Annotated in this window: 10 protein-coding genes and 2 pseudogenes; 9 read left to right on the top strand and 3 right to left on the bottom strand. The window is 69.3% G+C overall.

The annotated features are described in order from the left end of the window. Window positions 1-806 precede the first annotated feature (806 nt). The 3 genes and pseudogenes from KUM38_RS27220 to KUM38_RS27210 form a co-directional block, all read right to left on the bottom strand. Window positions 807-1,679, bottom strand: a pseudogene (locus KUM38_RS27220) (IS5 family transposase); the annotation flags it as partial. Window positions 1,680-1,750: 71 nt separating this feature from the next. Then, window positions 1,751-2,248 (bottom strand): nitroreductase/quinone reductase family protein, encoded by a 498-nt coding sequence (locus KUM38_RS27215; protein WP_217132901.1) that lies wholly within the window; start codon window positions 2,246-2,248, stop codon window positions 1,751-1,753. Between the two features lie 6 nt (window positions 2,249-2,254). Beyond that, window positions 2,255-3,793: an FAD-dependent oxidoreductase gene (locus tag KUM38_RS27210; RefSeq protein WP_217132900.1), complete on the bottom strand. Its 1,539-nt coding sequence runs from the start codon at window positions 3,791-3,793 to the stop codon at window positions 2,255-2,257. A 73-nt stretch (window positions 3,794-3,866) separates the two neighbouring features. On the opposite strand from KUM38_RS27210, the gene KUM38_RS27205 reads away from it, so the two are divergent. The 9 genes and pseudogenes from KUM38_RS27205 to KUM38_RS42205 form a co-directional block, all read left to right on the top strand. Next, window positions 3,867-5,249 carry a cytochrome P450 gene (locus KUM38_RS27205; RefSeq protein ID WP_217132898.1) on the top strand — a complete coding sequence of 461 codons (1,383 nt, stop codon included), beginning with the start codon at window positions 3,867-3,869 and terminating at the stop codon, window positions 5,247-5,249. Window positions 5,250-5,339: 90 nt separating this feature from the next. Next, a complete protein-coding gene (locus tag KUM38_RS27200) occupies window positions 5,340-6,005 on the top strand; it encodes a DUF6230 family protein (protein ID WP_217132896.1) in 666 nt (221 codons plus the stop codon). Continuing rightward, window positions 6,002-6,400: a DUF6114 domain-containing protein gene (locus KUM38_RS27195; protein WP_217132894.1), complete on the top strand. Its 399-nt coding sequence runs from the start codon at window positions 6,002-6,004 to the stop codon at window positions 6,398-6,400. Before KUM38_RS27200 ends, KUM38_RS27195 begins: the two co-directional genes overlap by 4 nt. Next, window positions 6,397-8,268: a polyprenyl diphosphate synthase gene (gene uppS / locus KUM38_RS27190; protein WP_217132892.1), complete on the top strand. Its 1,872-nt coding sequence runs from the start codon at window positions 6,397-6,399 to the stop codon at window positions 8,266-8,268. The genes KUM38_RS27195 and uppS overlap by 4 nt, the downstream gene beginning before the upstream one ends. 201 nt (window positions 8,269-8,469) lie before the next feature. Continuing rightward, window positions 8,470-8,595 carry a hypothetical protein gene (locus KUM38_RS43020; protein ID WP_302181283.1) on the top strand — a complete coding sequence of 42 codons (126 nt, stop codon included), beginning with the start codon at window positions 8,470-8,472 and terminating at the stop codon, window positions 8,593-8,595. Window positions 8,596-8,663: 68 nt separating this feature from the next. Next, the gene (locus KUM38_RS27185; protein WP_217132889.1) at window positions 8,664-8,975 is read left to right on the top strand and encodes a transposase; all 312 of its coding nucleotides are present in this window, start codon (window positions 8,664-8,666) and stop codon (window positions 8,973-8,975) included. Continuing rightward, entirely contained in the window at window positions 8,972-9,559 is a 588-nt protein-coding gene (locus KUM38_RS27180; protein WP_217132881.1) for an IS3 family transposase, read from the top strand. Before KUM38_RS27185 ends, KUM38_RS27180 begins: the two co-directional genes overlap by 4 nt. A gap of 69 nt (window positions 9,560-9,628) precedes the next feature. Further along, window positions 9,629-11,041: an IS30 family transposase gene (locus KUM38_RS27175; RefSeq protein ID WP_374227085.1), complete on the top strand. Its 1,413-nt coding sequence runs from the start codon at window positions 9,629-9,631 to the stop codon at window positions 11,039-11,041. Window positions 11,042-11,051: 10 nt separating this feature from the next. Beyond that, window positions 11,052-11,196, top strand: a pseudogene (locus KUM38_RS42205) (IS3 family transposase); the annotation flags it as partial.

The following is an 11,196-nucleotide window of genomic DNA, read 5'->3' as shown; positions in this document are numbered from 1 at the left end:
AGACATCAGCAACAGCATCCTGCGGCTTGGAAGACACACCATCATGCTCACACTGCCGAAGCCCCCACCACCACAGAACTAACGAAAAACTCAGTAGGCCTTGTATCGAAAGTGGCTGGTAGCGAGCTGTGGGGCAGGTTCGAGAATCCGTTGGCTGCTCGTATCGCGGGCCTGCGATGGTGTCTGTCATGGATTCCGAGCCGCGTACTGATCTCGTTCGTCACTATGACCCAGGGGGTTGGTTGGCGCGGTTCGCGGGTCGGATACTTGTGGTCTGTCCGCGATGCGGGGGCCGTGCTCTCGTGATCCCCCGGCCTGGCCTTTCTGATCCCAGATACTTCAGCGAGCTCCTGTTCCAGCCGCGTCGTCTGGCTTGTGGAGGGTGCGGTGCTGTCGCCGACTGGAAACCTGAGGTGCAGGGGGCTGGGCTGGTCGGCGCGGTGCTGGGCGGTAGTGAGGATCCGTTCTTCCAGAGGCCTCTGTGGCTGCAAACCCGTTGCGCCGGTCACATCTTGTGGGCCTACAACGAGGAGCACGTCGACGAGCTGTCTGCCTACGTTGGGGCGCGATTGCGAGAGCGTGGCGGCGTGCGGCCGACGATGTCGATGTTCGCTCGGCTGCCAGCGTGGATGAAACGGTCGGACAATCGCTCGGAGGTGCTGGTCGGCCTCGAGACGCTGCGGGAGCTGGCGAAACGGATGGCACCTGCTGACCGCTCCGATGCTGCGCTCGGGCGCGGTGACCGCCCCCGAGCGCACAGGAGTATGTACTTCCGGGGCGGCCCTTATGAGTCTTGAAGGCCCCGGTCGCAGCCATTCGTCGATGGCTGCGATGAGGACGGTCGCCTCGTAGCGGACCGCGAGCTTGTCGTAGCGCGTGGCGACGGCCCGGTGCCTCTTGAGGCGGTTGATCCCGCACTCGACCGCGTGGCGCTCGCGGTAGTCGACCGGGTCGAAATACGGCGGCCGGCCGCCGCGGGAGCCGAGCTTCTGGCGGTTGCGTGCCTGGTCGGTCTTGTCCGGGATGGTGCAGCTGATGCCGCGGCGGCGCAGATAGGCACGGTTTCTGCGGGAGGCGTACGCCTTGTCGGCGCGGACTCGATCGGGTCGGACGCGTGGTCGGCCTGGTCCGATGCGGGGCACGCGGACCTTCTCCAGCACTGGTTCGAACTGCGGCGAGTCGCCGCGCTGGCCGGCCGTGATCACGATCGACATGGGCTTTTGGCCTTGCTCGACGGCCAGGTGCAGCTTGGTGGTGAACCCGCCGCGCGAGCGTCCCAGCCCGTGATCACTGGGCTCGGCGAAGACACCGCCCGGCGGTTCCTTCTGCAGGTCGCCCTGCTTTCGGGCCCCGGCCGCATGCTGATGGGCGCGGCACACCGTGCAGTCGACGCTCAAGTCCCACCTGATCGCACCCTTCGCGTCGGCCATGGACTGGAGCCGGGTGAGGATGCGGTGCCAGGTGCCGTCCCGCTGCCATCGGCGAAACAGGTCGTAGATCCGGCCCCACGGCCCGTACTCGACGGGCACGTCCCGCCACGGCACACCGGTACGGACCCGGAACCGTATGCCGTCGATCAGCCGCCGCCGGGACCAGACGGGCGGTCTCCCCGCCCTCGTGCCCTTCGGCAACAACGGCTTCAACACTGCCCACTGTCCATCCGTGAGATCACCCCGCCCCGTGAACCGTGATCATTCACATCTCAAGATCTACTTTCGATACACGGCCTAGCCCCTTGCCGGTGCCGTCCTCATGTGAAGAGGGCTCGATCGGTGGGTTGAGCGGCGATCGGGGTGAGGCAGAAGACGCGGATGAGCCGGCCAGCGCGGGCGGCGTAGGTGTCGTATACCGGTAGAGCCAACAGGATGCGGGGGCGCTGCTGTTGCTTCTCGAGGGTCGTGAGCTGCCGTGCGGTGACCGGCCAGGCACGGGCCTGGGTGGTGACCGTGGCTCTGGGGTCGTGTAGCAGGTTGGTGCTCCATGCCGGGTCGCGGCTGCGGCCGAAGTTGCTGGCCACGACGAGCCAGGTGCCGTCCGGATCCTGATGGGCGCACAGCGGCGTGGTGCGCGTACGGCCGCTGCGATGTCCGGTGGTGGTCAGCATGATTGTGTCGACGAACAGCCGACTGGGCAGCAGCCGACCGCGGGTGAGCCGGTGGACGAGCAGGTCGCATCGAGGCAGCACATGGGGGGCGATCCGGGTGAAGGCACGGGTGGTGCCGAGGCGGACGACGAGTGGGTGGGGCACGGGGGGCTATGTCCTCGGGGTCGCGGGGAAGGGGATGGGCCGGTACGGCTCGTGCTGGTGCGGGCGTTGATCGGGGCGGCCCGCGTCGGGCCAGGTGGCGAAGGCCCGCTCGGCCATCGCGGTCACTGTCAGCGCCGGGTTGACGCCCAGGTTGGCGGGAACTGCGGAGGCGTCGGCGATGTGCAGGGTCGGATAGCCGTGGATGCGGTGGTAGGGGTCGGCGACACTCGTGGCGGGGTCGGTGCCGATGCGGCATCCGCCCAAGAGATGGGCGGTGACCGGCAGTCCCAGGACGGTGTTCCACAGGGGGCGGGCCCGCCCCTTGATGAGGCGGGCGAAGTGGCCGGCGACGGTCTCGGCGGCCGGCAGCCGTACTGGCTCGGGTTCGGGGCTGCCGGGACGGAAGCTCATCCGCCCGCCGAACCGGCCGTGTCGGTAGTGGCTGGTCAGATGTGAGTCCCGCTGTTCCATGGCGAAGAGCACGGCGCTGCGACGGCCGAAGTCCCGCCAGGAAAGCGGCACCGGCGCGGTGAGCAACGCAGCCGGATGCGAGCCGGATCCGATGCGGCACATCTGTACCAGCAGGTCGGGGTGTGGCCGCAGTGCGGAGCTGATGGCGACGCCGGGGCCGACGTCGAAGTCCTCGGCCCAGACGGCTGTGAACACCTCGCGGTTGGTCCGGGTGTGCCTGCCCAGCGCAGGCGAGAGTCGCGGCAGGTGAGGGCGGGAGCGGTGCAGGAGTTCCACTGTGCCCCAGGCGCCGCCCGCCAGCACCACCTGGTGTGCCGTCAGCACACGCTTCCTACGTACTGGATGGCCGCCGCGCGTATGGATCTGCCAGGTGCCTTCCGGCAGCGGGACGAGAGTGCGGGCCTCGGTCAGGGGCCGGATGTCGGCTCCGGCAAGTTCGGCGAGATGGAGGTAGTTGTGGTCCAGGGAGTTCTTGGCGCCGGTGCGGCAACCGAGGACGCAGCGTCCGCACAGGGTGCAGCCGTTGCGTGCCGGGCCACGGCCGTTGAAGAAGGGGTCGGGCACCGGTTGGTCGGGGGGGCCGAAGTGGATGCCGACCCGGGTGGCGTGCACGGTTCCGGATACCCCGAGGGCGTCGGCCGCCTCCCGCAGGGCGTCGTCGCCCGCCGCCTGCCTGGGCACTGGCGTGGTGCCCAGCATCCGCTGCGCGATCCGGTAGTGCGGGGCGAGTTCGGCAGCCCAGTCGACGGCCGGATCCCAGCAGGGTGACCGGAGTACGGCTGCGTCCGGCAGGTAGTGCACCCCCGCGTAGACGAGCGAGCCGCCGCCGACTCCGATGCCCGTCAGGGCGGCCAGCCGGCGCCGTACCCGCAGTCGTACGATCCCCCGGCACCCGAGCCAGGGAGCCCACAGCAAGCGGTGAGCCTGCCACGGGGAGGCGGCGAAGTTCTCCGGCCTCCGGTGCGGCCCGGCCTCGACGACGGCGACGCGGTACCCCTTCTCCGCCAACCGTAGCGCCGCGACAGCTCCACCGAACCCCGATCCCACGACCAGCACGTCATACACGGCTTCCACGACCACCCCTACCCGTCACGCCCAGTACATTACCCGTCGCATAATGTGCTCGTGACGATCCGGGAGAGTGCCCGTGACTGCCTCCGCTCCTTTGCCTGCCGTCCCCACCGCTCCCGGGGCGTTGCCCCTGCTGGGGCACGGGCTGAAGGCCGTACGTGATCCGCTCGGCTTCGTCATGTCGCTCAGCAGGCTGGGGCCGCTGGTACGGGGGCGAGGCCCCCTGTTCACTCCTGACGTCTACATGGTCAACTCGCCGGACCTGCTCCAGCAGATGCTGGTGACCGACGCGCGCAGCTTTGCGCAGGGGCGGATCAGCGAGGGCATCGGCTCCCAGTTCGGCCTCAGCCTGGTGATGGACATGCGGTTCGGCGGATTGACGCTGTTCGAATCCCATCGCCGTCACCGTCGTGCCGTGCAGCACGCCTTTCACCCGCACCGGATCGCCGCCGGGACACCTGCGGTCCGGCAGGCCACCGAAGAAGCGACCTGCCGGTGGCAGCCCGGCAAGACGCTCCGGGTGGATCTGGCGATGGCGCAACTCGCGTACACCGTCAACGCATACGTCCTGTGCGGAGACACCCCGGCCCACGACCGGGTGGTGGCCGGGATCGCGGGCCTTTCCTCGCACACCACCGCGGGCCTGTACTGGCGCATGGCCCTTCCCCGGCTCGCCCATTTCACGCACGTCCCGGGCACTGGCCGCTTCACGCGGGCTCTGACCGGCCTGCGCGCCGCCGTCACCGCCGCTCTCACCCACCACCGCCATCACGGCGACGGCGGCGACGACGTCCTTTCCCAGCTCCTGCGAGCCCGGTACGCGGACACGGACGAGCCGCTCACCGACCAGCAGATCATCGCCGACACGCTGTTCTTGCTCTTCGCCGCCGTCCACGGCCTCAAGGACGTGCTGCCCCACGTCCTGTACGAGCTGCACCGCCATCCCCACATCGAGCAGCGTGTGCATGACGAGATCGACTCCGCCCTCCAGGGCCGTCCTGTGCAGGCCGAGGACCTGGCCCGGCTCGCGTACACCCGACGCGTCGTCAAGGAGACCCTGCGGCTGTACCCGGCGGTGTGGATGCTGGCCCGCCGCACCCTCGTGCCCGTCCGTCTCGGACCGGCGGAACTGCCGGCGGGCACCGAGCTCCTCTACAACAACTACGCGGTACACCGCAATCCGGACGTTCACCCCGACCCGCTGCGCTTCGACCCCGACCGTTGGCTGCCGGAGCGCCTCAAGCCTCTGCCCCGCTGCGCCGACCTCACCTTCGGCGCCGGGGTACGCAAGTGCATCGGCGACGCGATGACGATGAACCAGATCCTCATCGCCCTGGCCACCATCGCCGGCCACTGGACCCTGCGCACCGCGCCGGGGCACCGCTACCGGCCGCGGGTGGGCATCTTTCTCGCTCCGGGCCCGATGCCCATGACCTGCCACCCCCGTAAGCGTCCATGAGGCCAGGTCGGCTCGCCGCGCATCCCGTGCGCTTCGTCCAGGAGCCAACGGCACCCGGGGAATCCGTGCCCGGCGCGGCAACTGGCTGCGATGACGTATCAGCCGATGGTGTGTTTGGCGGTACTTCGGTCCGGGATGGTCGTTAGGCTGATCGTGATCGACAACGAATTACCCATGAGGACCTGCGGCGGGCGGACGAGCCGCCGGCGTTTCGCTCTGGCGCTGGCACCCCTGCTCGTGGGTGCCTCCGTCCTGCTGGCCGGGAGTGCCGAGGGCGCCGTATCGGTTGCGTTCGCGGGGGAGGTGCCGGTGACGGTCCACGCGGCGCGGGTGTCCGCAGTCGGCGTGTCGGCCTCCCCGGCCGCCTCCGGCCGTGGCGGACTGCTGCCGGCGCTGGCCACGCGGATGGAACAGGCCACGGTGGAGGGTGCCTGCGTCACCTCCACCGCCCACCTGCCGGTCGTCGGAGCGGTGACGGCAGTCGTACGTATCGAGCACTCCACCGCCGCTGGCCTCACGGTGGAGACGGACAAGGCCACGGCCCGCTCGGTGAAGCTCACCGGCGCGAAATTCAGCACCCCGCAGGTGTCCCCGAACCGGCCCACCGGCCTGTTCACCGTCGGCGCACGGAAAGTCAGCGGCAGCACGGTGACCACACAACCGCATGCCTTCACGGCCGGGACGATCACCTCCCGCGGTGTCACCATCGATCTGCACCAGGGTGAAGGCAGCTGCGAGCCGGGAGCGGCTCGGTGAGTACGGCGATCCGCCCCGGCCCGCGATCTGGGTGGCGGGCGTGGCGTCGGGGCCGCCCGTTCACGGCGGGCCTGCTGTTGGGGCTCGGAGGGTTGGAGTTGATCTGCGTCTCCTGGGTGGGACTGGGGTTCCTGCGGTTCACCGGCACCGCGGGCGCCGCCTCATGGGCCCTGGGCACCCTGTTCGTCGTCGCCGGTGTGACGACATGGCGCAACCCTGCCCTGCGCTACTTCTCCGGCGTGCTGGCAGCCGTCATGTCCCTGGTCAGCCTGGTCGCCGCCAACCTCGGCGGCCTGCTGCTGGGCTTCCTGCTCACCGCCGTCGGCAGCGCCCTCGCCCTGGCCTGGATCCCTGAGCAAGCACCTTCGACCCCAGAAAGAGGAGGCGTGAGGTGAGTTCTCCCGCCCTGCCCGCCGCCGTCTACCGGCGCAGCGGCATCCACGACGCGGCCCTGCGCCGCGGCTACGAGGTGTGCCGCCGCGCCACCCGCGCGACGGGCGAGATCGAGTACGCCGTCTCGCTGCTGCTGCCACCGCCGCTGCGGACCGCCATCTGGGCGCTGTACGGCGCTGTCCGGGCAGTGGACGACCTGGCCGACGCGGTCGGATCCGCCGGCGAGGCGGATCCGGGGCGGGCCGAACGGCTGGAAGCGTGGATCTCGGCGTTCGACACGGACCTGCGCGAAGGCCGCGGCAGCGATCCAGTACGGCAGGCACTGATCCACACCATGCTGACCTGGAACCTGCCGCCAGGATTCCTGCACACCCTGTTCGAGGAACTCCGCCAGGACGTCCACGGACGGCAGTTCGCCACCTGGCAGGAGTGGCGGCACTACAACAGCCTGATCAACACCCCGCTCGTGCTGCGGGCGGGCTCCCTGCTGCTACGGGCCGCGGGCCTGCCCACTGAGCCGGAGGCGATCGCCGCAGCCGTGCCGGACGCGGCTATGGCCTGCCAGACCGCCGTCGAGGCGATCTACCTCACCGACGCCCTCGTCGACCTCTCCGACGACCTCGACCGTGGCCACGTTGCGCTGCCGCAGGAAGCCCTGGACGAGGCCGGCGTGCACCGGACGGACCTACTGGCCCGGCGCACCACCCCGGAGTTCGAGGACTTGGTGCGCCGCCTGGCCGACCGGGCCCGCACCTGGCTGGACCACACGCCACTGCCGCCGGTGCTGCACCCGTTGGTCGGCATCGCGCTCGGCGCCTACACCGACCTGTACCGGCTACGCCTGAAGACCGCGGCCGACGCCCCCTCCACGCTGCTGCACAGCCGCCCGGCCTTGCCACGAAGCACCCGGCTGCGCCTGATGCTGCCCGCCCAGGCGAAGGCCGCGCTGGCCGGGGGCCTGTTCCCCTTCCCCATCCAGCCCTGCCCGCCGCAACCCGCACTGGCCAAGACGCCCGAACGGTCCGGCGAGGCCGAAGAGATTCGCTCGCCCGCCGCCCAGCGGCACTCGACCGTCGCTCCGACTCCCCACCCCTCGGGAGTCCGCCCGCCCCAACTGCCCGGCGAAGATATGCCCCGCCACGTCGCGATCGTGATGGACGGCAATGGCCGCTGGGCCACCGCCCGCGGCCTGCCCCGCACCGACGGCCACCGGCAAGGAGTCGAGGCATTGGTCGACGTCGTCCACGGTGCCCTTGAGATCGGTCTGAAGTACCTGACCGTGTACGCGTTCTCCACCGAGAACTGGAAACGCCCGGCCGCCGAACTGCAGACCCTGATGTACGAGATTCCCCAGGGCGTGCGTCGCCTGGTGGACGAGAAACTGGACCTCCGCGTGCGCTGGGCCGGCGTGCGCTCCCGCCTCCCGGCCGACGTCATCGAGCAACTCCTCCAGGACGAGCGGACCACCCGCGACCGCACCGGAATGACCCTGACCATGTGCGTGAACTACGGCGGCCGCACCGAGATCACGGCAGCCGCAGCGAAACTCGCCCAGGAAGCGGTCGCCGGGAAGGTCGACCCCGGCTCCGTCTCCGAGCACGCCTTCGCCCGCTACCTCCATGTCCCCGAACTGCCCGACGTCGACCTGCTCCTGCGCACCGGCGGCGACCAGCGCACCTCCAACTTCCTGCCCTGGCAGGCCACCTACGCCGAGCTGCTGTTCCTCGACACCCCCTGGCCAGCGGTGGACCGCCGCACCCTGTGGGACGCGATCGAACAGTACGCCCGGCGCACCCGCCGCTACGGCGCGATCCCCCGCATCCCCGCCCAGACCGGCCCCCTGAGTGGACACGGAGCACCGATGACGTGAGTCACGTGGTCATCCTGGGAGACGGACTGGCGGGAACCCCTGGCCGCCGTGGCCATGGCCCCGTCCGTGGCGTCCTCGAACGCGACGCCCTGCCTTCTGGACCCGCCGCGCGACCGGCGTCCCCCAGGCACACCACAGCCACATGCTCTGGTCGGGCGGAGCGCAGGCCGTCGAATCCCTGATACGGGCACGATCGAGCGGTTGCTCGCCTGCGGCAAAGCCCACGCCACCCCCAAACCCCGCGACATCCTCTTCGACGACATGGTCCGCCAGACCGCTGCCGGCGCCATCGTGCCCATCCAGTTCCGCGCCGGGACCACGGTGTGAGCTGACCCCGGTTTCGTGGAGTCCCTGAAGCCAGGCTTATGATCCTGGCCGAAGGAGAACCACGAGCAGTGCCAGCACCACGTAAGTACCCGGACGAGCTCCGTGAGCGGGCCGTCCGCGAGGTTCGCACCACCGGCCGTCCGATCGCGCATGTCGCGAAGTGCCTTGGCATCCACAAGGAGGCCCTGCGCGGCTGGGTCCGCCAGGCCGAGACGGACGCCGGTGAACGCGACGACCGGCTGACCAGTACCGAGCTTGCCGAGTTGAAGCAACTCCGCAAGGAGGTAGCGGAGTTGAGGCGGGCGAACGAGATCCTCAAAGCGGCGAGTGCGCTTTTTGCCCAGGAGCTCGACCGTCCCCGGACGAGGCCGACCAGGTGATCGACAGCCTGAAGGACAGCGGCTTCGGGGTCGGGCCCGTATGCCGGGTGCTCGGCTGGTCCGAGTCCGCCTACTACGCGCGCAAGAAGCGGCCGAAGTCGGCGCGCCGGCTCCGTGACGAGCAGCTCATGCGGCTGATCGAGCAGGTTCACGCCGAGTCGGGCGGCACCTATGGGGTCCGGCGGATCACCCGCGCCCTGCGGCGCAAGGGCGTCGTCGTGGCCCGCTGCACCGTCGAGCGGCTGATGGACGAGCTGGGCCTGGAGGGCGTGATCCGCGGGCAGCGGCGGAGGACCACCGTGCCGGAGCCGTCGGCGCCCCGCCCGCCGGACCTGGTCGACCGTGACTTCACCGCCTCGCGACCGGATCAGCTGTGGGTGGCGGACATGACGTATGTCCGCACCTGGTCGGGCTGGGCGTACGTGGCGTTCGTCCTGGATGTGTACTCACGCATGATCGTCGGCTGGCAAGTTGCGAACCACATGCGAACCGAACTGCCTCTGGACGCACTGGAAATGGCGTTGTGGAGACGGAAGATCAAGAAGGACTCTGGCCTCATTCATCACAGCGATCACGGGGTGTAGGGCGGATTCAACTGATCGTCGCAACACCTTTGATCGCAGAGGTGTGCAATGGGACTACCGAGGAAGCAGATGCCGCAGGCGCCACCCGGTGCGCGACGGCAATGGGCCGCGGATAGGGCGATGCGGCCGCCGATGCGCTCACCGGGCCGGCCTGAGCCATCGCGTGCTGTGCAGCGGGAGTTCTGGCGCCTGATTGCATCCGGGGTCACCTCGGTCCCGGCCGCCGAGGGAGTCGGCGTGTCGGCACCGGTCGGGATTCGATGGTTCCGACATGCTGGCGGGATGGCGCCGCTGAGTCTGGACGCACCCTCCGGCCGCTACCTGACGTTCGCCGAACGCGAGGAGATCGCACTGCTCAAGGCTCAGGACAAGGGCGTGCGTGAGATCGCCCGCACGATCGGGCGTGACCCGGGAACGATCTCTCGCGAGCTGCGTCGCAACGCCGCGACCAGGGGCGGTAAGCCGGTCTACCGCGCCGTGGTGGCCCAGTGGAAGGCGCAGCAGGCCGCGAAGCGCCCGAAGGCGGCGAAGCTCGTGGGCAACGACCGTTTGCGTGAGTACGTGCAGGACCGACTCGCTGGTGACGTGCGCCGCCCCGACGGCACGATCGTTCCAGGTCCTGCGACGCCGCCGTGGAAGGGCTTGAACAAGCCCCGTCGCCAGGACAGGCGGTGGTCAACGGCATGGAGTCCGGAGCAGATCGCACGCCAGCTGCGGGTCGATTTCCCTGATGATGAGTCCATGCGCATCAGCCATGAGGCGATCTACCAGGCGCTGTTCATCGAGGGCCGAGGCGCGCTCAAGCGCGAGCTGGTCACGTGTCTGCGCACGGGGCGTGCGCTGCGGGAACCAAGGGCGCGGTCCCGAAACAAGCCGCAGGGCCACGTCACCACTGACGTCGTTTTGAGCGAACGCCCTGTCGAGGCCGACGACCGTGCTGTCCCCGGCCATTGGGAGGGCGACCTGATCATTGGGACGGGTAGGTCCGCGATCGGCACGCTCGTCGAGCGCAGCAGCAGGTCCACACTCCTAATCCATTTGCCACGGCTGGATGGCTGGGGGGAGGAACCGTATGTGAAGAACGGGCCGTCGCTCGGCGGATACGGCGCGGTCGCGATGAACGCGGCGCTGACGGAAGCGATGACCAAGTTGCCCGAGCAACTACGCAAGACCCTCACCTGGGACCGCGGGAAGGAGCTCTCCGGCCACGTCCAGTTCGCCATGGAGAGCGGAACACGGGTGTTCTTCGCTGACCCGCACTCGCCCTGGCAGCGACCGACGAACGAGAACACCAACGGGCTGCTGCGACAGTACTTCCCGAAAGGCACAGACCTGTCCCGGTGGTCCGCCGAAGACCTCGAAGCCGTCGCGTACGCACTCAACAACCGGCCCCGCAAGACCCTCGGCTGGAAGACCCCCGCCGAAGTCTTCGAAGAGCAACTACGCTCACTTCAACAACCCGGTGTTGCATCGACCGGTTGAACTCACCCAGTACACCAGCCGGGCCTTCGCCGACGCCTGCCGCAGAGCCGGTGTCCGCCAGTCCATGAGCGCGATCTGCTCCAGCGCGGACAACGCGCTCGCCGAATCCTTCAACGCAACGTTCAAACGCGAAACGCTCCAGGGCCAAAAGCACT

The sequence above is a fragment of the Streptomyces sp. AC558_RSS880 genome (assembly GCF_019049255.1).
Lineage (GTDB): Bacteria > Actinomycetota > Actinomycetes > Streptomycetales > Streptomycetaceae > Streptomyces.
This window is presented reverse-complemented; position numbering and strand designations above follow the sequence as displayed.

Coding starts and splice junctions, on each gene's coding strand:
- KUM38_RS27200 (WP_217132896.1), top strand. CDS start 5,340: ATGACGTATCAGCCGATGGTGTGTTTGGCGGTACTTCGGTCCGGGATG.
- KUM38_RS27175 (WP_374227085.1), top strand. CDS start 9,629: ATGCCGCAGGCGCCACCCGGTGCGCGACGGCAATGGGCCGCGGATAGG.